General features: G+C 65.7%; 28 protein-coding genes. 14 read left to right on the top strand and 14 right to left on the bottom strand.

From position 1 onward, the window contains the following. Nucleotides 1–76: 76 nt before the first annotated feature. The 3 genes from EV193_RS28040 to EV193_RS28030 are packed head-to-tail and all read right to left on the bottom strand — an operon-like array spanning nt 77 to nt 1,559. The gene (locus tag EV193_RS28040) at nt 77–847 is read right to left on the bottom strand and encodes a hypothetical protein (RefSeq protein WP_130347938.1); all 771 of its coding nucleotides are present in this window, start codon (nt 845–847) and stop codon (nt 77–79) included. Further along, nucleotides 844–1,149, bottom strand: a complete 306-nt coding sequence (locus tag EV193_RS28035) for a hypothetical protein (protein ID WP_242613730.1) — start codon at nt 1,147–1,149, stop codon at nt 844–846. Before EV193_RS28035 ends, EV193_RS28040 begins: the two co-directional genes overlap by 4 nt. Before the next feature lie 44 nt (nt 1,150–1,193). Continuing rightward, on the bottom strand, nt 1,194–1,559 hold the full coding sequence (locus EV193_RS28030; RefSeq protein WP_242613720.1) for a WhiB family transcriptional regulator: 366 nt from the start codon (nt 1,557–1,559) through the stop codon (nt 1,194–1,196). Between the two features lie 365 nt (nt 1,560–1,924). Here EV193_RS28030 and EV193_RS28020 point away from each other — a divergent pair, with 365 nt between their 5' ends. From EV193_RS28020 to EV193_RS28010, 3 genes are all read left to right on the top strand, one after another. Next, nucleotides 1,925–2,353 (top strand): transcriptional regulator, encoded by a 429-nt coding sequence (locus EV193_RS28020; RefSeq protein ID WP_130347935.1) that lies wholly within the window; start codon nt 1,925–1,927, stop codon nt 2,351–2,353. 134 nt (nt 2,354–2,487) lie between these two features. Next, nucleotides 2,488–3,168: an NUDIX hydrolase gene (locus EV193_RS28015; protein WP_130347934.1), complete on the top strand. Its 681-nt coding sequence runs from the start codon at nt 2,488–2,490 to the stop codon at nt 3,166–3,168. Next, nucleotides 3,161–3,565, top strand: coding sequence for an NUDIX hydrolase (locus EV193_RS28010; protein WP_130347933.1), 405 nt, complete (start codon nt 3,161–3,163; stop codon nt 3,563–3,565). Before EV193_RS28015 ends, EV193_RS28010 begins: the two co-directional genes overlap by 8 nt. Nucleotides 3,566–3,679: 114 nt before the next feature. On the opposite strand, the gene EV193_RS28005 is transcribed toward EV193_RS28010, so the two are convergent. From EV193_RS28005 to EV193_RS27995, 3 genes are all read right to left on the bottom strand, one after another. Beyond that, entirely contained in the window at nt 3,680–4,003 is a 324-nt protein-coding gene (locus tag EV193_RS28005) for a hypothetical protein (RefSeq protein WP_130347932.1), read from the bottom strand. Next, nucleotides 4,003–4,512 carry a nucleoside-diphosphate kinase gene (locus EV193_RS28000; RefSeq protein WP_130347931.1) on the bottom strand — a complete coding sequence of 170 codons (510 nt, stop codon included), beginning with the start codon at nt 4,510–4,512 and terminating at the stop codon, nt 4,003–4,005. The genes EV193_RS28005 and EV193_RS28000 overlap by 1 nt, the downstream gene beginning before the upstream one ends. Before the next feature lie 223 nt (nt 4,513–4,735). Further along, nucleotides 4,736–5,446, bottom strand: a complete 711-nt coding sequence (locus EV193_RS27995) for an NUDIX hydrolase (RefSeq protein WP_130347930.1) — start codon at nt 5,444–5,446, stop codon at nt 4,736–4,738. Nucleotides 5,447–6,038: 592 nt separating this feature from the next. Between EV193_RS27995 and EV193_RS27990 the strand changes: the two genes are divergently transcribed. The 4 genes from EV193_RS27990 (at nt 6,039) to EV193_RS27975 (ending at nt 8,335) form a co-directional block, all read left to right on the top strand. Next, a complete protein-coding gene (locus EV193_RS27990; protein WP_130347929.1) occupies nt 6,039–6,782 on the top strand; it encodes a helix-turn-helix domain-containing protein in 744 nt (247 codons plus the stop codon). A gap of 4 nt (nt 6,783–6,786) precedes the next feature. After that, nucleotides 6,787–7,053, top strand: a complete 267-nt coding sequence (locus EV193_RS27985) for a hypothetical protein (RefSeq protein WP_130347928.1) — start codon at nt 6,787–6,789, stop codon at nt 7,051–7,053. A 1-nt stretch (nt 7,054) separates the two neighbouring features. Then, the gene (locus tag EV193_RS27980) at nt 7,055–7,525 is read left to right on the top strand and encodes a hypothetical protein (RefSeq protein WP_130347927.1); all 471 of its coding nucleotides are present in this window, start codon (nt 7,055–7,057) and stop codon (nt 7,523–7,525) included. A gap of 162 nt (nt 7,526–7,687) precedes the next feature. Further along, nucleotides 7,688–8,335, top strand: coding sequence for a hypothetical protein (locus EV193_RS27975; protein ID WP_130347926.1), 648 nt, complete (start codon nt 7,688–7,690; stop codon nt 8,333–8,335). 345 nt (nt 8,336–8,680) lie between these two features. Here the strand turns inward: EV193_RS27975 and EV193_RS27970 are convergent, their stop codons facing one another. Next, nucleotides 8,681–9,055, bottom strand: a complete 375-nt coding sequence (locus EV193_RS27970) for an SPW repeat protein (RefSeq protein ID WP_130347925.1) — start codon at nt 9,053–9,055, stop codon at nt 8,681–8,683. 270 nt (nt 9,056–9,325) lie between these two features. On the opposite strand from EV193_RS27970, the gene ccrA reads away from it, so the two are divergent. The 4 genes from ccrA (at nt 9,326) to EV193_RS27950 (ending at nt 13,540) form a co-directional block, all read left to right on the top strand. Next, nucleotides 9,326–10,657, top strand: a complete 1,332-nt coding sequence (ccrA, locus tag EV193_RS27965) for a crotonyl-CoA carboxylase/reductase (protein WP_130347924.1) — start codon at nt 9,326–9,328, stop codon at nt 10,655–10,657. A gap of 72 nt (nt 10,658–10,729) precedes the next feature. Continuing rightward, on the top strand, nt 10,730–11,851 hold the full coding sequence (locus EV193_RS27960) for a coiled-coil domain-containing protein (protein ID WP_242613719.1): 1,122 nt from the start codon (nt 10,730–10,732) through the stop codon (nt 11,849–11,851). Between the two features lie 85 nt (nt 11,852–11,936). After that, complete coding sequence (locus EV193_RS27955) at nt 11,937–12,389, top strand: universal stress protein (protein ID WP_130347923.1); 453 nt, start codon at nt 11,937–11,939, stop codon at nt 12,387–12,389. Nucleotides 12,390–12,391: 2 nt separating this feature from the next. Continuing rightward, on the top strand, nt 12,392–13,540 hold the full coding sequence (locus tag EV193_RS27950; protein ID WP_130347922.1) for an adenylate/guanylate cyclase domain-containing protein: 1,149 nt from the start codon (nt 12,392–12,394) through the stop codon (nt 13,538–13,540). Here the strand turns inward: EV193_RS27950 and EV193_RS27945 are convergent. Together EV193_RS27945 and EV193_RS27940 are read right to left on the bottom strand one after the other, a co-directional pair. Beyond that, complete coding sequence (locus EV193_RS27945) at nt 13,537–14,721, bottom strand: HNH endonuclease signature motif containing protein (RefSeq protein ID WP_130347921.1); 1,185 nt, start codon at nt 14,719–14,721, stop codon at nt 13,537–13,539. The genes EV193_RS27950 and EV193_RS27945 overlap by 4 nt on opposite strands. 175 nt (nt 14,722–14,896) lie before the next feature. Further along, entirely contained in the window at nt 14,897–15,643 is a 747-nt protein-coding gene (locus tag EV193_RS27940) for an alpha/beta fold hydrolase (RefSeq protein ID WP_341273209.1), read from the bottom strand. Nucleotides 15,644–15,691: 48 nt separating this feature from the next. Between EV193_RS27940 and EV193_RS27935 the strand changes: the two genes are divergently transcribed. Next, on the top strand, nt 15,692–16,213 hold the full coding sequence (locus EV193_RS27935; protein ID WP_130347919.1) for a GNAT family N-acetyltransferase: 522 nt from the start codon (nt 15,692–15,694) through the stop codon (nt 16,211–16,213). Here the strand turns inward: EV193_RS27935 and EV193_RS27930 are convergent. After that, on the bottom strand, nt 16,199–16,507 hold the full coding sequence (locus tag EV193_RS27930; protein ID WP_207222837.1) for a hypothetical protein: 309 nt from the start codon (nt 16,505–16,507) through the stop codon (nt 16,199–16,201). The two genes, EV193_RS27935 and EV193_RS27930, sit on opposite strands and share 15 nt — an antisense overlap. A gap of 49 nt (nt 16,508–16,556) precedes the next feature. Between EV193_RS27930 and EV193_RS27925 the strand changes: the two genes are divergently transcribed. Beyond that, nucleotides 16,557–16,763, top strand: a complete 207-nt coding sequence (locus EV193_RS27925) for an FmdB family zinc ribbon protein (protein ID WP_130347918.1) — start codon at nt 16,557–16,559, stop codon at nt 16,761–16,763. On the opposite strand, the gene EV193_RS27920 is transcribed toward EV193_RS27925, so the two are convergent. Together EV193_RS27920 and EV193_RS27915 are read right to left on the bottom strand one after the other, a co-directional pair. Next, entirely contained in the window at nt 16,760–17,647 is an 888-nt protein-coding gene (locus EV193_RS27920) for a class I SAM-dependent methyltransferase (protein WP_130347917.1), read from the bottom strand. The genes EV193_RS27925 and EV193_RS27920 overlap by 4 nt on opposite strands. Before the next feature lie 44 nt (nt 17,648–17,691). Then, nucleotides 17,692–19,227, bottom strand: a complete 1,536-nt coding sequence (locus tag EV193_RS27915; protein ID WP_130347916.1) for an alkaline phosphatase D family protein — start codon at nt 19,225–19,227, stop codon at nt 17,692–17,694. A gap of 243 nt (nt 19,228–19,470) precedes the next feature. On the opposite strand from EV193_RS27915, the gene EV193_RS27910 reads away from it, so the two are divergent. Next, complete coding sequence (locus EV193_RS27910; protein WP_130347915.1) at nt 19,471–20,655, top strand: HNH endonuclease signature motif containing protein; 1,185 nt, start codon at nt 19,471–19,473, stop codon at nt 20,653–20,655. 4 nt (nt 20,656–20,659) lie between these two features. Here the strand turns inward: EV193_RS27910 and EV193_RS27905 are convergent, their stop codons facing one another. Both EV193_RS27905 and EV193_RS27900 read right to left on the bottom strand, forming a co-directional pair. Further along, nucleotides 20,660–22,438, bottom strand: coding sequence for a 3-hydroxyacyl-CoA dehydrogenase family protein (locus EV193_RS27905; protein WP_130347914.1), 1,779 nt, complete (start codon nt 22,436–22,438; stop codon nt 20,660–20,662). A 167-nt stretch (nt 22,439–22,605) separates the two neighbouring features. After that, a complete protein-coding gene (locus tag EV193_RS27900; RefSeq protein WP_165401530.1) occupies nt 22,606–23,610 on the bottom strand; it encodes a DUF3558 family protein in 1,005 nt (334 codons plus the stop codon). Nucleotides 23,611–23,626 lie beyond the last annotated feature (16 nt).

Below are 23,626 nucleotides of genomic sequence, written 5' to 3'. Positions count from 1 at the left end.
AACTCCTTGCCCGCGCTGTTGTTCGTGCCGTTGTCGCCGCCGTCACCGTTCATGAACGGTCGCCGTTCATCACCGTTCATGGCCGCTCACCGCCGTCCAGCTCGGCGCTGAGCGCGCGGGCCAACCGTGGCGACAAGCCACGCGAGCACCCGGTTACCCGCCTAACCCACGCGGCCGTGACCACCACATCCGGTGTCCACGCCGCCCGCGCGTCCACGAGGTAGGCCGCGAACAGCTTCCGCCGCCGTGGCTTCGGCCGTGGCTGCGATGCCGCACCCTCGTGTACGGCTCTGTCCACAGTGGACACCGCAGACACGGCAGGGCCGTGCTGTTGTGCTTCCGCGTGCGCGGCGACCACTGCCTCGGACAACCGATCCCGAACCTCAGTGATCGCCTCCGCCGCGACGAACACGACCAGCGGAGGCACCGAGTGCAACACGATCGCCGCCGGCTCACCCGACGCGTAGGACTCCCAGGTGTTCATGACATACGTGGCGGCGAGCGTGAACCACTTCGCCCGCCGCACCCACGGCCCGGTGCGAACGCGATACCGCGCGGTCACCTGCTCCGCCCGCAGAATCGCCAGCAGCACCAGCGACACCGTGGGATCAAGCACCCACGCCGCCAGCCACGCCAGCGACCACGGCGCGGTTCCGGCTGACGCGAACTGCTGAACGTTAGTCATCGTGAACGCCAGCCCGAGCACGATGCCCGTCCAGCACATCCGGTCCACCTGAGACCGCACTCGTTCGATCCGCAACGCCACCACATCGGGATGCGTCTGATACGCCCGAATCTCGGCGGCCTGCGCCGCGTCGGTCACCAACCGTTGGGTGCGCGTGGTCATCGGCGACCACCACCCCGGCGACCAGCACGACGATTGGGCCGGCTGTCGATAGTGGTGATCGTCAACGCCTTCACCAGCACCCACGAGCACAACAGAGCCGGCACCACCAGCGCGGCCACCTTCACCGCGCCGCCCGAGCCCGGGTGCGACAACGCGAGCCACTGAACACCCGCGATCAACACCGCACCCACGACCACACGCCCAGTCAGGGAGAACAGCCGCCCCCCGGCCCGTGCCGCGTCTGCAGCAGCACGCGCCCGCCGCGTCGAAGCTCGCCACAGCCACAACACGATCAACAGCACGGCCAACCCGGCCAACATCTGCGTCGGAGTGAAGTCCGACCCGTTCACGGCTGATCACCACCCGCGCTGGCCTCGTCGCCGAGTCCGTCACGGCGATCCAGCCACACCACGAACGCCGCGCGGCGCTCCTCTTCCGAGAGCGGACCCCACACACCGGACAGGGCGTAGCCGGACGTGCGGAACTCGAACTCCAGACATTCACGCCGCACCGGACACCCGCCGCAGATCGGCGCGGCCAACGCCCGATCAACCCGGTCGTCGCCGGTCCACTGCGGCTCCTCGCCGGTCGTGCGCACCCACATGCACGCCCCGTCCCGCGACAACACCGCGAACAGGTCATCCGTCGGCACATCCTCAACCTGATCGAGATCGGCAACGACCTCGCTGAACTCCTCCTCGTACTCGTTCACAGCGCCACCCCCTCGACGGGAGCGGGAAGCAACCGCGCAAGGGCCGACACCGGAACCACAAGGCGGGACCGACGCCGAACCGTGGGCAGCACACCGGCGCGGATCAACCGGCACACCTCGGACTCGGCGACGCCGAGCGCCCACGCGGCTTCTCGAATCGAACAGAACGCCGGAGAACCGGCACTAGACACAGTTGTACTCATGATGAAGTCCTTTGATTAAGGAAGTAAGGTCTATTTCATTCGACACAGCGGGATGATTTCGTCCCACAAAGACAGGGCGGAGCCGCAATGCGCGTGTAGGAACGCGCTGCTGTCGCGCTCGCGCTACTCTCGGCGACACGGCGGAGCGCGCGGAGGAATTTGGTGTCGGAGCACTGGGCGGCGGTCGCGAGGGCGATCAACCAGCGAATGGCCGAACTCGGCCTTGCCCCGCACGAACTGGTCGAGCGGTCGCGCGTTTCGAAGGCGATCGTGCGCGAGTTGCGGCAGAACACCGTTCAGCGCAGGCGCAGCACGAGGACGCTCGAAGCGCTGTCGATCGCGCTCGAATGGAACCCCGGACATCTCGCGGCCGTGCTCGCCGGCCGCCGGCCGCCGCGTATCGGTGAACCTGCACCGCGCACCGAAGATGATGTCCCCGGTCGCCTCGCCGCGATAGAGCACCATTTGCGCGAAATCACGGAAAAGCTCAGCCAGGTCGACGTCGCGAATGAGCGGCTCGGCGAGATCAACGAAAAGGTGACCGTCCTCGCCGAACAACTTCGCGCGGACCGCAAACGGCCTGGTCGCTGAGGGGTTCCCGTGGCTGCTTTCCATGCCAATGAGTCAACGGCGAAAGCGAGGAACTACCCATGCACTGCAAACACACCAGCACTGCCCTACCGGTGCACTAACACTGCCTTCGGCGTTTCTGGGGGCGGTTGATCATGGACTTGGTGCAGACGTGGACTGGCCGCGCCGCGTGCGCGCTACGGGAGGCGCTCCGGTACTCGAACGAGGCGTTCGCCCGGAAGCTCGGCGCGCATGTGCGCACCGTGTCGAAGTGGCACAAGGAGCCGGACATCGTGCTCCGCCCGACCATGCAGCAGGCACTCGACACCCTGCTACAGCAGGCACCCGACGACGCCAGAGCCCGCTTCGCGGCCCTGCTCGACACGACGACGCCTCAACGCGAGGCCACGCCGCCGACCGGTGACGCTGACACCGCTCAAGCACTCACGGTTGCGATCGCCGTCGTCGTCCGAGACTCCGAGGTGTTGATCGTCCAGCGGCGCGGCGAGGACGGAGCAGGGATCGCATGGCAGTTCCCGGCCGGCGTCGTCAAGCCGGGCGGCTCACCGGACCTGGTCGCCGTCCGCGAGACGCTCGCCGAGACCGGCGTTCACTGCTCGGTCGTTCGTCACCTCGGGCGCAGACTCCACCCAATAACCCACGTGTACTGTGACTATCTTCTCTGCGACTACCTCACTGGAGACGCGCAGAACATGGACCCCGTAGAGAACGTGAGTGTCACTTGGGCGGCAAGGTCGCAACTGGCACGCTTTATACCCGCTGAACATATCTATTCGCCGATTCTTGAGGCATTGGAGGTTGCCAACAATGAGTGAGCACGCCACACCGCCGATCTCCGCCGCCGTAGTCGTACAGGGCGGCAAAGTCCTTCTTGTGCGTCGCCGCGTCAAAGAAGGTAGCCTTTCCTGGCAATTCCCTGCGGGTGCGATTGAGGAAGGTGAGACCTCGGTCGAAGCCGCGGTCAGAGAAACGCAAGAGGAAACAGGTCTCGTCGTCAAGGCATCCGAGGTACTCGGCGAGAGGGTGCACCCTAATACCGGTCGCACGATGGTATATGTCGCGTGCGAGGCCGTATCTGGCGACGCTCGCGTAGTCGACGATGAAGAGCTCGCCGAATTCTCATGGGTAAGCAAGGGCGAACTGAACGAGTACGTGCCGTACGGGTTCTTCGGCCCAGTTCAAGACCACCTACAGAAGAAGCTCGACGCCTGAGTCACTCGGCCAGGGATTCGTCAAAGCGGCGGCCGTATGCAACTTACGGATACAGAACGAGCCGTCGCGTTGACCCTCAAGTGAACGCGACGGGCTCGTTCTCGTCCATTGGACTCAATGCAACACGTCGCCGAGCCGGTCGCGAACCACGTCGGAATGTAGAAGCTCTGGGATCGGAACTCCACCAACAGCTATACGCGTGCTCGCGACTTCGGCCAGCGTTGACGACGGCAAGCTATCCAAAAGCCCGATTGCGCGAGCTGCCCACATCTTCGCGATATCAAAATGTCGCTGGCCACCGACATCTTCGTTGCGGTAACGGAAAGCCAGAGCGTAAGCGGTTTCGGCCGCTGCCCGTTTGTCGCTGGTGATCTCGCGATCAAACGCCGCGTGAAGCTCATCGAGCGACACGCGACGGTCTTCAAGGTCGTCGGTCATCAGTATGCGAGCTTCTCGGCGAGGGTTTCGTAATCGAACTGCTCATCAGACCCGAACCAAAGTTCGACTTCGTACTTGGCTTCCTCGGAGTTACCGGAGGCGTGCACAAGGTTCATTACAGCTTTGCCGCTGACTTCTGAGGATGCCTTCGTCTGATGTGCGAAGTCGCCACGAATGGTGCCGGGAGCGGCCTCGTTGGGGAAGGTCGGACCGATCAGCTTTCGAACCTTGGCCACTGCGTCGACACCCTCAAACGCAACGGCAATAACCGGTCCGCTCTGCATGAAGTCGGCCGTGCAGTTGTAGATTTCGGAACCGGCACGCTCTTCGAGGTCGAAGTAATGCTTGCGCGTAAACTCGGCGTCCATCTGCTTCATCTTCACGCCGACGATTTTCAACGCGGAATCCTCGAAACGAGCGACGATACGGCCCACCAAGCCGCGAGAAACGGCGTCCGGCTTGAGCAATACAAGAGTCCGCTCTACGCCGAGGTTTGACAAGTCAGCCATGGCATTTGATCCTTTCGTTTGATGACGCCACGGATTCTACCGACGTGGATGGAGGAGTCGTGAGGCGGTTCATGATGCGTGAAGACCACCCCGCTAGGCGCGTACCTGGCAGACCAGGGCGAGGGGCGGAAGTAGGCGGGTGCAGGTGCGCCTCCACGCCGAGGACTACAGCGCGGCGTCATGAGTGCGCCGCGAATTGAGTCTGCGACCGAAGGGTGGTCGGCTAGTCGGTCGTAGTAAGTCGCACAGCTTTGCCTATTGCATCATGAATTGGCGGGTAGACGTCTTCTTGTGGAATAAGTCGCTCCAGTTTGCGGCCAGCGATCCAAGTGACGGCATCGTTCTCGTCGGGATCGACATTTGTTGCTGTGCCGCCGATGTAGTCGCAGAGGAAATAGTGACAGAAGACGTTGGTTTTCGGATGGAGTCGTGCGCCCAGCTCGCATACCACGACACAATGAACCCCCGTCTCTTTGAAAGTTTCGTCAACTGCTGTCGTTTCCTTTACGTGTCCAGGTTTCACGATGCCGGCGGGGAACTGCCACGTCAGGCCGCCGCTGTTGGCTGTCCCGCGCCGCCGTACAAGAAGAACTTCTGAGCCCTGGAGCACAATCGCGACTGCCACAGTCAACATGCGGGGCGTTTCGACACTCGCCGTGGGCGGACCGAGTAGTTCACGAATGCTCGTGCCGAGAATTCGTTCCAGTAGGCGGGCGGTTGCTGGCCGAACGTTGGGAATCTGGTTGCCCTTCGGGTGCCGGCCCGATACAAGCCGTTGAAGGTGCCGATGGCTGAGCGTGCCGGTCTCGCCGTGTTCTCGCGCGTAGTTCTCCGCATAAGCAACGAACTCTTCGAACGTCTGCTGTCGTTCACGTATCAGTTGTTCAAGCCTCGTGCGGGGCACGGCGTTGCCGCCCCTCGAATAGTTCGGCATCCGGCCCTCCGCCGATCCCGCGTGTCGTCCTCTTGTCGTGCACATGGCGCGCTCCCGTCCTTCACGGCTGATCGCCGCTCCGGTCAGGATGATTTCAGTCTGACACAGCGATCGATTTAGAGCACGCGCTGTGTCGCTGAATCTCGCGGTTGGGGTCGGACTGGTCGTTCGTTCGGCCTCAACCGTGGTCCAGCGAAGGGAGGTGAGCCCGGGGTGACGGGCGTTCTGACGGTGGCGTGGTTGTGGACGACATGGCATACCGACATTGGCGACGGCTTCGACCACGCGGTGACGGATGAGGATATGTGCGCGGGTGATGGCCGGTATCTGGCCGTGTGCGGGAACACGGTTACGCCGGGATCGATGGCTGATCCGCGCGGCCCTGCTTGTCCGGTGTGCTGGGGACGGCTGCGTCAGTTTGCCCGCAATGTTCAGTCGCCCACTGTCGAGATTCCGCGAGTGCGGCATCGCAAGCCCGGTTACTTCGCACGGTGGCGGAGGCGATCGCGGTGACGGAGACGACCGAAGGGCCGATGAAAGCGCCCATGCGGTTCTTCGATGCGTTGTCCGATAGGCCCGATGGGCAGACGTCGTGAACAGGTTCAGCGATTTCTTGCCGTCTGACGAGTGGCAGTTTCCGCCTCGGGTGCACTGGCACGGCTATCACGACACGCGTCCGTATGACGGCAGCGTTCCGACGGGTGAACGGGTTGTCCGGTTGGCGCGTGAACCGGATGCGGTGCTGTGTGATCCGTGGGCGGTTGCCTCGTGGCTGGACGAGAAAACCCGTGCTCATGTGCTGCATGCCGAGTCCTTCGCCTTTCAGAACCGCATGTGGGTGTCGATCGGCGACGAGGACGACCTCCAGCACCTGCGCGAGGAACACGCATTGATCGCATCGCGCGGCGACTCGATTTACACCGACATTTACACGCCCGATGAGAACGAGCGTCACGACCTGTACGTGGAGGCGGTCACCGATGACCAGTGCGCCCGGGGCTGCACCGGCACCCAGCCGATGATCTCGGCGACACCGAATGAGGCGGCTTGCGAATTGTCGACCTTTACCAAGGAAGCTTTTGGTGCGCTGGAGCGTAATGCAGCGGTTGCGATAGGCGCTGAGTTGCAGCGCGTTCGTAAACGCGCAGGTCTGACTCGTAAAGAGGTGGTCGCACAACTCGGCAACCCCTTTTCGGAAACGGCGCTTGCCCGCTACGAGTATGGTTCACGGGCGCTGACGAGTGCGCGGCTCGTGTGCTTGTGCCGCTTCTTTGGTGTCGTTCCTGCTGATGTTTGCGACTCCGCGCTACCGCGTCGAACAAGCGTTGAGGGTTAGACCGATGATCGAAACCATCATTGTGTTTTGTGTTGGCCTGACGGTGTGGCTCGGCCTGCACAACATCGGCATTCCGCAGGCGCTGTCCAGATTGGCGTATCGATGGGTAGCGCGTGCGGGCGAATCTCCCGCCGAGCTAAGCCACGTCGAGATGAGGTTTCCGGTCACTGCTCTGCGCCATCTCAAGGTCATCGAGGTGGCGATTATCTTGTGTGTTGATTCGGCAATCCTGACAGCGATCCTGTTGTGCCTACCGACTGGCGGTCTCTGAAATGACTGGGCGCGATGAAACGGCAGAGTCCCCGGTCATCCGTATCGAGATCAGGATCACCGGCAACCTCCGCAGTGTGCGGGTCCGCCGACTGGAAGCCGCCGAGGTGGATACGACCGATCCCGCCGAATTGGTGAGCCGGATTGCCGCCGTTCTTCCCGAGTTCCACACGGTCGATTGGCACACCGATTATCCCGCCGACCCCGCGACAAACGCGGAAAACCGCTTTGAGTACATGTCACGCTCCCAACAACGCAACGTCCTCGACGGGCTCGCGCGGTATGAGGGCGAATGGCGGGTCACGGCCGTGGAAAGCGTCACGTTTGGCGGCGATTCCTGGGAAGAGGTCTTTCAAGCGGCCGGCGAGTGGTTTTCCGACAACCGGGAAGTCAACACCGTTGTCGGGGTTTCGATGGACTACGACACGCCGCCACACCGGGACATGACCGTGTTCTTCGTATACGGCGGTTGATTCAAAACAGCAGGTATCACGAGTGAAAGGGAATCGTTGAAGCGGCAACAGAAGTCGGACCCGCGTCGAGGTGAACGACTCTTCGAAGATCAGGGCCAGACAGCGATCAACAGATATTCGCATCCGGACGGCCGGACGGTGACGCTCGTTGGTCTCGCACACATGGCCGAACGTGGCTACTACGAGAACATTCGTGAACGGGTCGACAAGGCCGAAGCTGATGGCGCGCTGATCCAATATGAGCGAACCGACTGGAAAGGTGTAGAGGAAAACGCACGAACTGACGAGGAACGCGACGCCGTACGGGCGTTCGGCGACTCAATCTCGGATCGCTACCTCCCCTTGCATATCCTTGACCTAGGCTGGCAATGCCAGCCGGAAAGCGTGCTTGACGAGGTTGGCCCCGACTGGCAACTGATCGACGCCGGGGCTATGAACCTCGTGAGGCTCTATGGCCCCCGACGAATGATGCTCGCTCCGCAAGTCACGCAACCTAAAAAGCAGATCACACAGTTGTCCAGACTCAAACCAGGATCAATGCCGTTCAGGCTCGCCCGCAACGCGATGATGAACAGCTATCTTGCGCTGTTCGACCGGAATAGACAGAAGAATCCCAGCGAGGACCCAATAGACCAACTCGTCATCTACACCTACCGAGAACTATGTGCCGCCCTAGCGATCCTTGACACCGACAGAGACGTTGTGTCGATGTGGGGTGGTGCACACCTGTGGGGATTGGATGAAGTCCTGACACGGAACCAATTCGTACTCACGGACAGCGAATGGATCACAGCCGTTCGCAAGGAATGAACGCCCAACGGGTCACCCTGACAGCCTGATCGATCCGGCCGGACACGGGCACGCACGTGTCCGGCCGTGCAAGAAGGAGAACGCGCCCGTGAGTCTTCCCGGGCGCATCCCCGCTCTACGCTTACGTTCGGCAGCTCGCTCCAGGCCCGGTAGAGCGAGCACGAACTTTCTTGTCCAGGGGTGTAGGGCCGACCCCCGACGGAGACGGTTACGATAAGGTCACTAAATATCGGAAACCCTACTGGGCCGTACTTGGGCTTTTCGACAACGCAGTCAGGGGCCGTCTCGGCGCGAAGCCCGCGACCATGGAACTGGGAGACGTGCCCTGGCTCCCGGAGAGGATGGTCAGTGCTGTCCCGCCATACCGCTGCGGTGTGCCTCCTGTGCGATCGGCAGCGCGGCGCCACCCGCGATGACGATCAGCGCACCGACGATCCAGGACGTCCAGGCGATGCCGTTCATCTCCGTGTAGCCGATGACCCACGGCGAGATGAACATCAGCACACCCATGACGATCTGCACCATCTCGCCGTAGACCATGCCTGGCATGGCGAGGGAGGCCAGCCCGTCCAGGGTGACGAGGGCGCCCAGAATGATCATCGTCCACATCGCCCCGTCCGTCGTGTCCATCCACAACGGCGAGAGCAGTGCGACGAGTCCGAGTACCACTTCGGCCCAGTCATGCGGGCGGGTCCACGGACGTACCGACGTATCGGCCATGGGATCACCTCCAAGTGAGGAGTTTCAGGAGATCCCCACCTGCGATGATCCGCCTTGGTTGGCCGGCCGGTCAACCACGTCTGTGCAACACTTCGGCAACGCCGGAGCCGCCACGGTTGGGGTAACCTCGCAGGCTGTCGCGTGCCATCCCTCACATCGCGGGCGCGGCTGACCTTACTCATCGGTAACCTGCGCCTCACCTCGAAGCCTCGGCTCTGTGAACTCACAGCCAGTGAAGCCACAGCCGTCAGACACCCGGGAGGCAATGCCGTGCAAGAGATCCTCGCCGCTATCCAGGCCGACAAGCCGGACGCCGTCGGCGAACTGCCCGTGCCGGAGAGCTACCGCGGGGTGACCGTGCACGCCGACGAGGTCGCCATGTTCGACGGCCTCGACAGCCGTGACAAGGACCCGCGCAAGTCGCTGCACGTCGACGAGGTGCCCACGCCCGAGCCGGGGCCGGGCGAGGCGCTGATCGCCGTCATGGCGAGCGCGATCAACTACAACACCGTGTGGACCTCGATCTTCGAGCCGATCCCCACGTTCAAGTTCCTCGAGCGCTACGGCCGGGTGTCACCGCTGGCCAAGCGGCACGACCTGCCGTACCACGTGGTCGGCTCGGACGCGGCCGGCGTCGTGCTGCGCACCGGCCCGGGCGTGCACCAGTGGAAGCCGGGCGACGTGGTGGTCGCGCACTGCCTGGACGTGCCGCTGGAGGGCCCGGACGGGCACAACGACACGATGCTCGACTCCGAGCAGCGAATCTGGGGCTTCGAGACCAACTTCGGCGGGCTGGCCGAGGTGGCGCTGGTGAAGGCGAACCAGCTCATGCCCAAGCCGGCGCACCTCACCTGGGAGGAGGCGGCCTCACCCGGGCTGGTGAATTCCACCGCGTACCGCCAGCTCGTCTCGCGCAACGGCTCCGGCATGAAGCAGGGCGACGTCGTGCTGATCTGGGGCGCGTCCGGCGGCCTCGGCGGCTACGCCACGCAGTACGCCCTCAACGGCGGCGCGATCCCCGTCTGCGTGGTGTCCAACCAGGAGAAGGCCGACATCTGCCGCAGCATGGGCGCCGAGTTGATCATCGACCGCAGCGCCGAGGGCTACAAGTTCTGGAAGGACGAGAACACCCAGGATCCCAAGGAGTGGCAGCGGTTCGGCAAGAAGATCCGCGAGCTGACCGGCGGCGAGGACCCGGACATCGTGTTCGAGCACCCTGGCAAGGAGACCTTCGGCGCGTCGGTGTACGCGGCACGCAAGGGCGGCACGATCGTCACCTGCGCGTCGACCAGCGGATTCATGCACCAGTACGACAACCGGTACCTGTGGATGAACCTCAAGCGAATCGTCGGCTCGCACTTCGCGAACTACCGCGAGTCGTGGGAGGCCAACCGGCTGATCGCCAAGGGCATGATCCACCCCACGCTGTCGAAGGCCTACCGGCTCGAGGACACCGGCCAGGCCGCGCTGGACGTGCACCGCAACGCACACCAGGGGAAGGTCGGCGTACTCTGCCTGGCGCCAGAGGAAGGTCTCGGCGTGACCAACCAGGAGTTGCGGGACGAGCATCTGACCCAGATCAATCGTTTCAGGGGTCAGTGACTCACCGGTACGCTCGCGGTTGTTGCTCGACAAGTAACGGTTCAGGCAATCACAACCGGTAGCGTGGTGCACATGGGTCTTGGCGACGAACGCGATCTCGTACCGCTGGGAGCGGGCTTCGACATCACCAAGCGCGGCTACAGCCGTGCTCAGGTGGAGGAGCACCTCGAACGGCTGGACGGTGAGCTGCGCCTGCTCGCCGCCGACCGGGACGCCGCCGCGTCCCAGACGGCAGACCTGGCCAGGCAACTGGAGCTGGCCCGTTCGGAGATCGACGATCTGAACGGGCAGGTCGAGCGGCTGTCGCTGCCACCGACCACGCTGGAGGGCCTGTCCGAGCGCCTGCAGCGGATGCTGCGGCTGGCCCAGGACGAGGCGACCGAGACGAAGGCGCGCGCCGAGGCCGAGGCCGGTCACATCCGGGCCAAGGCCGAGTCGGACGCCAACGCGATGCGTCTGCGCTACGAAAAGCTGATCAACGAGCTGGACGAGCGCCGCACCGAGATGGAGGCCGAGCACCGGCAGCGCCTGGACTCCGCGCAGGCCAAGATCGAGCGCGACGACAAGGCCGCGCAGGCCGAGCGCGACCGGCTGGACGGCGAGTCGGAGCAGCGGCGGGCGACCGTCGAGGAGGACTTCGAGATCGCCATGTCGGCGCGGCGCACGGAGTCGATGCGCGCGCTGGCCGAGCAGGAGGCGATCAGCAAGGCCGAGGCGGAGCGCAGGGTGCGGGAGGCGACCGAGGAGGCCAACCGTCGCCGGCACGACGCGATCACCGAGTCCACCGCGCGGCTGCAGGAGGCGACCGACGAGGCGCACCGCAGGGTCCGCGAGGCGACCGAGGAGGCCAACCGCCGGATCACGCACGCCACGCAGCGGGTCAACGCGCTGCGTCAGCTGCGGTCGCGGGTGGCCAACCAGCTCAACACGGCGCGCAGCCTGATCGCCGACGCACACCTGCAGTTGGAGAACTCCGCGCCGGCGCTGGAGCCGCTGGACAGCGAGGACGTGGCCGACGACCCGAACGCCGCCACCGCCCGGTCGCCCCGGCCGCCGACGGGCAGGACGGGCGCCAACGGCGACGCGACGACCAAGACGATGCGACCGGTCCCGACGCCGTCCGGCAAGGAGCCCGCGGAGGGCGAGCAGAAGAAAGATCAGCGCGAACAAGCGGAGTCGACTGTCCGAGGCTGAGCACGTTCGGCCGGCATTGCTGCGGCGGGCGGCGTAGACCGATAGGTTGCCACGGACGGATCACTCGCCGCGCGGGAGGACAGACATGACCGCCTACCAGACCGTGGTCGTCGGCACGGACGGATCGGACTCGTCGTACCGCGCGGTGGACCGCGCGGCGGCGATCGCCGGTGATGCCGGAGCCACCCTGGTGATCGCTTGCGCCTACTACCCGGCCAAGCAGGATCGGGTGGAGGAGGCCTACGACACGCTCGGGGACGACGTCGCGTACCAGGTCGTCGGGTCCTCCCCGGCGGAGGAGACGGTGCGCACCGCGACCGAGCGGGCGCGAAAGGCCGGCGCGACCAAGATCGAGGCCGAGGCCGTGGTCGGCGAGCCGGTCGAGACGCTGACCAAGATCGTCAAGACCCGCTCCGCAGACCTTCTGGTCGTCGGAAACCGCGGCCTGAACACCCTCGCCGGCAGGATCCTGGGCTCGGTGCCGTCGGAGGCCGCTCGCAAGTCGCGCGTCGACGTGCTGATCGTGCACACGACCTGATCATGGACGCCGAACCTCCGCACCATCCGGCGGAACCTGTCGGCGAGCTGCCGGCAAGCGTGGAGGAGCTGATACTCGGCGGTGCCCGGAAGTACGCCCGCCACGAGGTCGCCGAGAAGGCCGGCGTGCCGATGGAGCGGGCTACCGAGCTGTGGCAGGCACTCGGGTTCGCCAAGGCCGGCGACAAGGACGTGGTGTTCACCGACGCGGACATCGAGTCCCTGCGGGTGACCAACGAACTGGTGCAGGCCGGCATCATGGATCCACCCACCGCCACAGCGACCGCGCGAATGCTCGGCCAGCACGCGTCCCGCCTCGCCGAGTGGCAGGTGCACATGCTGTGGGACGTGCTGCAGGCGAACCCGGAACTGGCGTCCGACGAGCGCCGCCTGGCCCGCTTCGTGGAGCGAATCCTGCCGGATCTGCAGCACCTGCAGAACTTCGCCTGGCGGCGCCACCTCCTCGCGCACGCCGGCCGGGTGATCGCCGCCGAGGACAACGACCCGGACACCCGCGCACTCGTGGTCGGGTTCGCGGACATGGTCGGCTTCACGTCGTTCACCCGGCGGTCCGACGAGGCGGAGCTGACCACCGTCGTGGACCGGTTCGACGCGATCAGCGCCCAAACGGTGGCGGAGAACCACGGCGTGATCGTGAAGATGCTCGGCGACGAGGTCCTCTTCGTGGCTGATAATCCGACCGACGGCGCCGAGATCGCCTTGTCCCTGGTCGAGCGGGCCGAGGAGGACGAGCTGCTGCCGTCGCTGCGGTCCGGCCTGGCGTACGGGCGAGTGCTCAGCCGCTACGGCGACGTGTACGGGTCGGTGGTGAACATCGCCAGCCGACTCACCTCGATCGCGCGCCCAGGAACCGTTCTGATCGACCGCGACCTCGCCGAGGTACTCGAAGGCGCCGACCAGTACACCGTGCGGTCGAGGCGCCCCGCGTCCGTGCGCGGCTACAGCCGACTGCGGCCGTACGTACTGCGCCGGCCGGGCGAGGAGCCCGCGAACCTGGTGGAGGCGGCGCAGCAACGAGCGGCGGAGCTTCTCGGGATCACGTCGGATGCCGAGGCGGACCAGGTGCCCACACCGCACATCCCACTGGAGCCGGAGCCCGCTGAGCGCAAGCGGCGTCGCCGCCGTCGCTAAGCGATTCCCGCAACGTGCATCGAGTTGCGAACAGCTTTCCGCTGCGGATCAACCCACGCGGGCGGGATGTAGTGCGGGATCCCGCCTTGCATGATGATTTCCCAGTCTTGTTGGTGAATGGTGGTGTGGTGGTGTCGGCAGAGCAAGGTCATGAGTTCTGCTGAGGTTATTCCGCCTTCGATCCAGTGGATGATGTGGTGTGCGTCGGTCCACTCCGGTGGCCGATCACACCCAGGAAATGAGCAACCCTTATCGCGGGCGATCAACGCGGCGCGAATGGTGGCTGTGACGGTTCGTTGTTCGCGCCCGACATCGAGTGGTTGACCTTCACTGTTCAACACGATGGGCGTGATCCCGGCATCACACGCGAACTGCCGAATGGTTTGCGGTGTGATCATCGCACCGAAGTCACCATGGCCGAGCCCGATCTGGTCGCGGAGTTGTTCGTAGGAAATCGTGATGGCGAGGTGCGGCCGTCGCCCGCCGTCCTGCGGAAGCGTGTCGGAGTTGAGGATGCGGTGCGCCAACTCGATGAGCGCTTCGGCCCACCTGCGGGCGGCGGAGCGGTCGTCGTCTTTCCCGGCGGGTTTCGCGAGTGGTGAGAGTGCGGCTTTGAGGACTTCGGCGCATTCGGGTGAGAGCCGCCCGCGCAGCATGATCGTGCCGTCGACGTCTTCGATCATGGAGAATTCCATCCGCTTGCGGGCGGCTTGTTCTTCCAGGACAACGTGTTCAGGTTGCAGGTGGGCGCGGGTGCGGAGGGCGAGCTTGCTGAGCTTGACCGGGTCGAAGCGTTCGGCTTCGTCCACGAGGAGTTGTTCGACGTCGGCGTGATGTTCGTCGGGAAGTTTGTCGAGTGTGGTGCGCACGACCTGCACGTGGTCACGGCTGATCACCCCAGCGGCGAGAGCTGTCGCCGCGACGGGTAGCTGTGCTTCGATGGGCTGCCCGGTCAGTGTGGTCGACCCGAACAGGGCGTTGGCGTCAGCTACTCGCCTGCGTGCGTCGGCGGGTGAGATCCGCACGGTGTCCCGCAGGAACGATGATGTGGAGTAGGCGCCCATTTCTTGCGCGAGGCCTTGCTCATGGATTTCGTGGACGAGTTGAAGTCGTTCATATTCGAGTTGTCGAATGTGGGTTTCGCGAGCCCGGAGCTCGTCGATTAGTTGTTGTCCCCTCATACCTCGATTCTACCGAAAAAGGCCCACCACTATGGGGTGAATCAAAAGCAGAAAGAGTGTGGCGGCGCGGTACGGGCAAAAGGCAGGCGGAGCCTGCCCGTAGCGCCTGCGGTTAGGGCCCTCCCGCACAATACCGCGCCGCCACACCCCAAAACCACAACGCCGATCCATAAAGTCAGGAGCGTTGAACCCGAGAAAACCACTCGATCACCAAAGAAGCGAACACCCCCGGCGCCTCCAAAGAAGGCAAATGCCCACACTCCGGAATCAGCCGCAGCTCCGCCCCAGCAATACCAGCGACCAGCTCCCGATTCATGTCAGGAGTACTGACGACGTCCTCCTCCCCGCCAACCACCAACACCGGCACCCCCGCCGCGCCCAACAACGCCGTCGAGTCCCGCCGCCCCGCCATAGCCCGCTGCGCCCACGCCGCCCCCGCCGCCGGCTGCTCCAACAACATCCGCCGCGCCGCCTCCACCACCTCCGGCCGCCCCTCCCGACTCGTCCTCCCCAACACCAAAGGAAGGAAAGTCTCAACGAGCCACTCCCCCAACCCCTCAGCATCCAACCGATCCGCGACGGCGAGCCGATTCTCCCGAGCCGCGACAGGATCCGTCCCAGCCCGGGTATCCGCCAGCACCAACCCGGCCACCCGCTCCGGCGCCGCCCGCAGGATCTCCATCGCCACGTAGCCACCCATCGAGCAGCCTCCGAACACGGCTCGCTCCACCCCAAGACCGTCCAACATGGACAACACATCCGCCGCGACGATGTCCAGCGACGGCGACGGCGCGTCCGTGCCGAGCGGACTGCGCCCCATCCCCCGCTGATCCGGGGTGATCACCTGCGCATGCTCGGCGAGCGCTGAACGCACCGGCTCCCACATCCGCGAGTCGAGCGGGAACGCGTGCAGCAGGACCAACGTATTAACCATGACTCCATTGTCAGTGCGATGGGATAGCGTCGCGCCATGGGGAGGATGAAGGACGAGATCCACACCGAGCGCCTGACTCTGCGCAGGCCGGCGCCGGCCGATCAAGACGCGATGATCGAGATCCACACCGACCCGGCGACGTCGCGCTATATCCCGACCGGGCCGGAAAACCCGGCCGAGGCGGAGCGCCAGTTCGAGTCGTGGCTCACCCACTGGACCGAGCACGGTTTCGGCTACTGGGCGATCACGCTCACCGACTCCGGCAAGACCATCGGCTTCGGCGGCCTGCGGCACAACGAGTTCGACGGTGAGCACTACCTGAACCTGGCCTACCGCATCCGGCCGAGCGCATGGGGCAACGGCTACGCACCCGAGATGGCGGCCGCCGCGGTCGAGTGGGCGGTGCGCGAGATGCCCGATCTCGAGGTCAGGGTCGTCACGGACGTCGACAACACGCCGGCGGTACGCGTGGCCGAGCGGGCGGGGTTCGTCGAGTACAAGCAGGGCCCGTACCGGGACGGCCAGCCCTGCCGGTTCATGCGATTACCGACGGCGTGACGTCGGGCCGCGCCGGCCTCGGGCGTCCCAGCAGCCGCGATGCCAGTGCCGGCGGTCCTCCACCGTGCCGTAGTCCTCGGCCGGCCAGGTCACCACGTGCGGTGTGCCGGGGTTGATCTCGTGGTCGCAGCCGGGGCACCGGTACGCCTTGGTGGTCTGCGAACCGGAGACCGAGCGCACGATCCAGTCGCCGTCCGGCCCGGATTCGGTGCGCTGCGTGGAGATTCCACCGCTGAGCGGACGTGGCGGGTCCACGCTGGACCGGCGCCCCCGTGGTCGGTTCTTGCGCGGCACGGCCGTCAGGCTATCGGCAGGGCTGAGACGCTTTGACACAATGGCAGGCGTGCCAACCTACGAGTTCCGGTGCCGCCACTGTGGCACGACGTTCGACGTCAAGCGCCCGATGAGCGCCGCGTCCGAGCCGGCCGCGTGCCCGGACGGCCACACCGACACGGTCAAGTTGCTCTCGATGGTGTCGCTCGGCGGCCGCGGCGGCGCGCCGGCCGCCCCGGCTGGCGGCGGATGCTGCGGAGGCGGCTGCTGCGGCTAGCGCTGGAAGTGCCAGACGATCATCGCCGGCACGCCGGCGTTGGCCGCCGCCGCGGCCTCGGGCACCATCGCGGCCAACGACCACGGCCACACCTCCCACGGCCCGGTGTCCTTCGCCGGCTCGGGTGCGGGTTCGGCTGGAGTGGTGGACGGCACGCCGATCTCCTCGAAGCGCCGCACGGACATGCCGTGCCGCAACGCCTCGCGCAGGTGCGCGCCGACCAGGTGACGGTGCACCGGAAGCCGGCCCGGCCTGCCGTCCTGCCGGCGCACCGACGGGATCGACCCGCGCAGCACCGACTCGGGATGCAGGTCGGAGATCACCAGGTGCCCGCCGGGCCGCAGCACGCGGGCGAACTCGGCGAACGCCTCGGTCAGCGACGGCAGGTGCGACAGCGCGAGCGCGCACAGCACGAGGTCGGCGGACTCATCGGCCACTGGAAGGTTGTGCAGGTCGCCGTGCAAGAATTCGCCGCCGGGCACGCGCGCCCGCGCCTTGTCCAGCATGTCCGGGGAGCCGTCCACGCCGATCACCGTGTGCCCGCGCTCGGCGAGCAGCGCGGTGTGCCGGCCGGTGCCGCACGCCGCGTCCACGGCAACCCCGGTGGGCAGCGCGTCGACGATCTCCTTCACCAGGGGCGACTCGATGTCGAACGCGGCGTTCGGGCCGTCGTCGTAGGTGGACGACCAGATTCCGTAGCCCTCGACCGGGTCGACCCGATCCACCTCGACGGCGGAATCGGCGAGCGACTCGTCGGCCAGCAGCGCGCGGATCTCGGCCAGCCGCGCCTCGACGAACTCGCGGTCGTGCTCTCCGGTGAACGCGCGCAGCAGGGCGATCCCCTCGACGCCGAGTAGGTAGGCGAGTGGGTGCTCGTAGATCACGAGTGGGACGCTAGTGGCGGGTTCCCCTTGCCGGCGAACGATTTTCAGGCCCGCCGGTACTGCGCGGGCGATCCGATCGTGGCCGGGTCCTCGTACGATCCGGCGACACCCCGGTCGACATGGAACGTGGTCAGCGTGCTCACCGGCGAGTTCGGATCGCGCCGGTCGCCGATCACCCGCATGTGCGTGCTCCACCGCTGCGGCGTGACCTCGTAGACGTCGTAGCCGTACCTGTTGCCCTCGAAGTACTTCAGGTGCGGGTTCGCCTTACCCATGATCGGCCCGTTGGTCTGGTTCCAGTCCGGCGAGTAGGCGCCGGAGGCCACCGAGTGCGCGGTGAACTCGGTGCCGATGACCGGCGAGTGGGCGTTGTCGAAGTCCGGCCGGATATCGTCCACGAACGCCGAGTGCCAGTCGCCGGTGATCACCACCAGGTCGCGCAGGCCGGCGTCATGCACGTGGGTGAGAACTTCCTTGCGCTCGGCGAGAAACCCGTCCCACTGGTCGGTGAAGTAGTAGCCGCCGCCCTGCTTGGCCAGCTGGCTGAGCATGATCGAGTTCACCCAGCAGCGCCAGGCGTCGGGTGCGGTGTCCACAGTGGACTTCAGCCACGATTTCTGTTGTGCGCCAAGGATTGTGCCGTCGGGCAGGTTCTGTGCTGACCGGTATTGGCGCAGGTCGAGCACGGTCAGCTCGAGCAGGTCGCCCCACATGCGGCGCTGGTGAATCTGTGGCGTGGCCGGGGTGTCGCCGCGCACCGGCATGTGCTCCCACCACGCCTGGTACGCGGCCGCGCGTCGCTTGCGCAGCGGTTTGCTGGTGCCGCTGTAGTCGTTGACCACCTCGTGGTCGTCCCAGGTGAGGAACCAGGGGTGCGCGGCGTGGGCGGCTCGGAGTGAGGGGTCGCCCTTGTAGAGCGCGTGCCGGCGGCGGTAGTCGGTGAGGGTGTGCACCTCCGGGCCTTCGTGGTCGCGGATCGGGGTGCCGCCGACCTGGCCGTGCTCGTACATGTAGTCGCCCAGGTGGACCACGAAGTCGAGGTCTTCGGCGGCGATGCCGCGGTGGGCGGCGTAGAAGCCGTCGTGCCACGCCTGGCAGTTGGCCGAGGCGAAGCGGACGCTCGGGATGGCGCCGGTGGGGGCGGTTTTGGTGCGGCCTAGGCGGCTTTCTTTGCCTTGAGCGGAAAAGCGGTAGTAATAGCGGGTGTTCGGCTCGAGGCCGGCGACGGGGACGTGCACGCTGTGGCCGGTCGAGGCGTCTGCTTCTGTTTGGCCTTGGGCAATCTTGTTGCTCAGCTCTGGGTCGGTGGCCAGTACCCAGTCGACGTCCACGGTGGTGGGCAACGGCTGATCGTTGGCCAGGGGTTCGGGGGCTAGGCGGGTCCAGAGGAGGATGCCGTCGGGGCCGGGGTCGCCGGAGGCCACGCCGAGGGTGAAGGGGGCGGGGTCCCAGGTGGCGCCGAGGTTTCGGGCGGCGGCGTGGGCCTGGGCGGTGGTGAGTTGGGCGCTGAGTGGCCATGCTGCGCCTAGTGCTCCGGTTGCGGCGGCGGCGCGCAGCAGGTCTCGGCGGTTGACGCTCATGGTGGGCTCCTCGCCTCGTTGCGGGTGTTCGCCTTATCGAAAGCTGTTCGGGCGAACGGGGGGACAACGGTGGCTGTCGTGGGGGTGACTCTTGGGGTGTGGCGGCGCGGAATTGTGCGGGAGGGCCCTAACCGCAGGCGCTACGAGCAGGCTCCGCCTGCCTTTTGCCCGTACCGCGCCGCCACACTCTTTCTGCTTTTGATTCACCCCATAGTGGTCGATCGAATTGGGTAGAATCGAGGTATGAGGGGACAACAACTAATCGACGAGCTACGGGCTCGCGAAATCCACATTCGACAACTCGAATACGAGCGACTTCAACTCATCCACGAAATCCATGAGCAAGGCATCGCGAAAGAAATGGGCGCCTACTCAACGGCGTCGTTCCTGCGCGACACCGTGCGGATCACACCCGCAGACGCACGCAGGCGAGTAGCTGACGCGAACGCCCTGTTCGGGTCGACCACGCTCACCGGGCAACCCCTCGAAGCGCAGCTCCCAGTGACAGCGCAGGCGCTCGCCGCTGGGGTGATCAGCCGTGACCACGTGCAGGTCGTGCGCACCACCATCGACACACTTCCCGACGAACATCACACCGACGTCGAACAACTCCTCGTGGACGAAGCCGAACGCTTCGACCCGGTGAAGCTCAGCAAGCTCGCCCTCCGGACGAGGGCGCACCTGCAGCCCGAACAGGTTGTCCTGGAAGAACAAGCCGCCCGCAAGCGGATGGAGTTCTCCATGATCGAAGACGTCGACGGCACGATCATGCTGCGCGGGCGGCTCTCACCCGAATGCGCCGAAGTCCTCAAAGCAGCACTCTCACCACTCGCGAAACCCGCCGGGAAAGACGACGACCGCTCCGCCGCCCGCAGGTGGGCCGAAGCCTTGATCGAGCTGGCGCACCGGGTGCTCAACTCCGACACGCTTCCGCAGGACGGCGGTCGGCGGCCGCACCTCGCGATCACAATTTCTTACGAACAACTCCGCGACCAGATCGGCCTCGGCCATGGTGACTTCGGTGCACTCATCACCCCACAGACGATTCGGCAGTTCGCCTGCGACGCGGGCATCACCCCCATCGTGTTGAACAGCGAAGGCCAACCACTCGACGTCGGACGCGAACAACGAACCGTCACAGCCACCATTCGCGCCGCACTCATCGCACGCGACAAAGGCTGCTCATTTCCTGGATGCGATCGGCCGCCAGAATGGACCGACGCACACCACATCATCCACTGGATCGACGGCGGAATAACCTCAGCAGAACTCATGACCTTGTTGTGCCGACACCACCACACGACAATTCACCAACAAGACTGGGAAATCATCATACGGAACGGCATCCCGCACTACATCCCGCCAGCATGGATCGATCCGGCACGCAAAGCGATCCGCAACACCATGCACATCGCTGGTGTCGCCTAGTCGCTCAGCTGTAGTCGCGGAAGCCCTTGCCGGTCTTGCGGCCGAGGCGACCAGCGGTGACCAGGTGTTCCAGCAAGGGGGCCGGAGCGTAGCCGGCCTCCCGGAACTCGTCGAACAGCGTGCGCTCGATCGCCAGCGACACGTCAAGCCCGACCACGTCCAGCAGCTCGAACGGGCCCATCGGCAGGCCACAGCCGACCTTCATCGCGGTGTCGATGTCGTCGGCGTCCGCGTAGTGCGCCTCGACCATCTTGACCGCGTCGTTCAGGTACGGGAACAGGAGCGCGTTGACGATGAAGCCAGCACGGTCACCACAGTGCACCGGGTGCTTGCGCACCTTCTGGCACACCGCGTGCACGGTGGCCACGACATCGTCCGCCGTCGAGATCGTGCGCACCACCTCGACCAGCTTCATCACCGGCGCGGGGTTGAAGAAGTGCATCCCAATGACATCGCCGGGGCGCTGCGTGGCCGCCGCGCACTCGATCACCGGCAGCGAGGACGTCGTGGTCGCCAGGATCGCCCCCGGCTTCACCACCTCGTCCAGCGCACCGAACACCGCCTGCTTGATCGCCAGTTCCTCGGCGACCGCCTCCACGACGAGGTCGCAGTCCGCCAGCTCCTCGAAGTCCACGGCCGGCTTGATCCGGGTCAGCACGCCGTCCCGGTCCTCTTCGGACAGCCGGCCCTTGGCCACCTGGCGGTCCAGGGACTTGCGGACCTTCGCCGTCGCCGCCTCGGCTTTTTCCGCCGTACGGGCACGCAGCACCACGTCGTAGCCGCTCTTGGCGAACACCTCGACGATGCCGGTCGCCATCGTGCCGGTACCGACCACACCGACTCGGTGCACCTCGCGCACCTGCGATGTTTCCTCGGTCGACGCGGAGGGCGTCTGCCCGTCGGGCACCACGGTGGGCGACTCGGACGCGTCGTAGGTGTAGAAGCCCCGACCGCTCTTCCGGCCGAGCAGGCCAGCGGTGATCATCTGCTTGAGCATCGGCGACGGCGCGTGCAGCCGGTTGCGCGACTGCGCGTACATCGTCTCCAGGATCTCGTACGCGGTGTCCAGGCCGATCAGATCCAACAGCGCCAGCGGACCCATCGGGTAGCCGCAGCCGAACCGCATCGCCGCGTCGAGGTCTTCCCTTGTCGCGTAACGGGATTCGTACATCGCCACGGCGTGGTTGAGGTACCCGAACAGCAGCGCGTTGGCGATGAACCCCGCCCGGTCGCCGATCACCACCGGCTCCTTGCCGAGCCGCTGCGCGAACGCCACCACGTCGTCCACCACGTCCTGCTCGGTGACGACCGTGCGCACCACCTCGACCAGCTTGAGCACCGGCGCCGGGTTGAAGAAGTGCATCCCGACGATCTTGCCCGGCCGGCCGGTGTGCACGCCGATCTCGGTCACCGACAGCGAAGAGGTGTTCGACGCGAGGATGGTGTCCGGCCCGACGATCCCGTCCAGCTCGTTGAACACCCGCGCCTTGAGCTCGAGCTGCTCGGGGATCGCCTCGATCACGAGGTCACAGTCGGCCAGGTCGGCCAGTGTCGTGGTGTACGAGACGCTGCCCAGCAGCTTCTCCCGGGCCGGCTCGTCCATCTTGCTCTTGGCCACCGCGCGCGACGTGGAGTGCTCGAGGTGACCGCGCCCCCTGGCGATGCCCTCGTCGTCGACATCCACCGCGACCACGGACAGACCGTTGCGCGCCAACACTTCCGTGATGCCAGCACCCATCGTGCCTAGGCCGACAACGCCCACACGTCCGATCTCGCGCGCCACTGGGTCCTCCTCGTCGTCAACATCCGGAGCGAACGCCTGGAGTACGTCCGAATGCTACGCGTCGGTAACTTCCGCGGCGATACTGCCATGGATAGCCGCCCGTGACGGGTGAACTGCGCCACGTGTGCCCCGTGCCGCAACCCCTACCTGCGGAATTGTGACGAGTGTCAGGCCTTCGGCAGTTTGGACATGACAAGCCTCGCCAGGTTGTGCGTCTTCCCGCACACATCCTCGTTGGCCACCATCGGCGAGCGGTACAACGACACGCTGACCAACTCCGCCTTGCCGTTCGCCGCCGCGCGGTGCGCCCAGGTCACCTCGCACTTCGCGTACGAACTCTGCTCCAGCTTCTGGAACACCTTCACGCCGCCGAGGTCGACCGGCACGCCGGCGCTGGAGGTGGTGCTCTTGTTCGGGTCCGTGCCCAGGTCCAGGATCACCGTCACCCGGCTGCTGCCCTGCGGGCTCTGCCAGTTGCACTGGTGCAACTCGTAGGGCCGCAGCTTCGGCACACCGCCGAGCGCCAGGTTCGCCGAGGCCTCGTCGACCAGCGTGCACGGGTCGACCCGCACGGTGCTGCCCGCCGGTGCGTCCCACGGCTGAGTGCCCGCGCGCAGGCGCTTCACCACCGACTGGGCGACCTTACGGCCGATCGAGCACGGGTCACCGTTGGAGTAGTCGGTCTGGATCCGGACCGAGCGCGGCGGGTCGACGCTGACCACCAGGTCGACGAAGCACGCGGTGCTGCCCGGCGACTGGTTGACCCTGGCCGGGATGCCCTCGATGTTCTTGGTGGCGTCCTTCATCTCGGCCGTGTAGTTCTGCCCGGTGTAGATCGTGACGCTGAGGCTCTTGTTGTTCTGGTCCTTCATGAAGTTCGAGCACTGGATGTAGCCGCCCAGGTAGTTCCGGGCCGGGGTACCCCAGGTCTTCAACAGGTCCTGGTCGATCAGGCCGCACGGGTCGAGCGTGCGCAGCCGGTCGGGGCTGAACACCGGGTCGTTCGGGCCCGGCGGGGCCGGCGGCGGGCCGTTGTCCGGGCCACCGGCCGGTACGGATGTCCTGGTGCTGACCGACTTGCCGAGGTCGACGTTCTGGCCGCAGCCAGCGAGCAGGGCGAGCACGCCGACGAGAGCGGCGAGCATCGCGACACGGCTGGCACGGTGGGACACACCGTGCACGTTAGCG

This window comes from Herbihabitans rhizosphaerae (assembly GCF_004216555.1).
GTDB lineage: Bacteria > Actinomycetota > Actinomycetes > Mycobacteriales > Pseudonocardiaceae > Herbihabitans > Herbihabitans rhizosphaerae.
The sequence above is the reverse complement of the archived record's forward strand: the minus strand, read 5'-3'. Positions and strand labels throughout refer to the sequence as shown.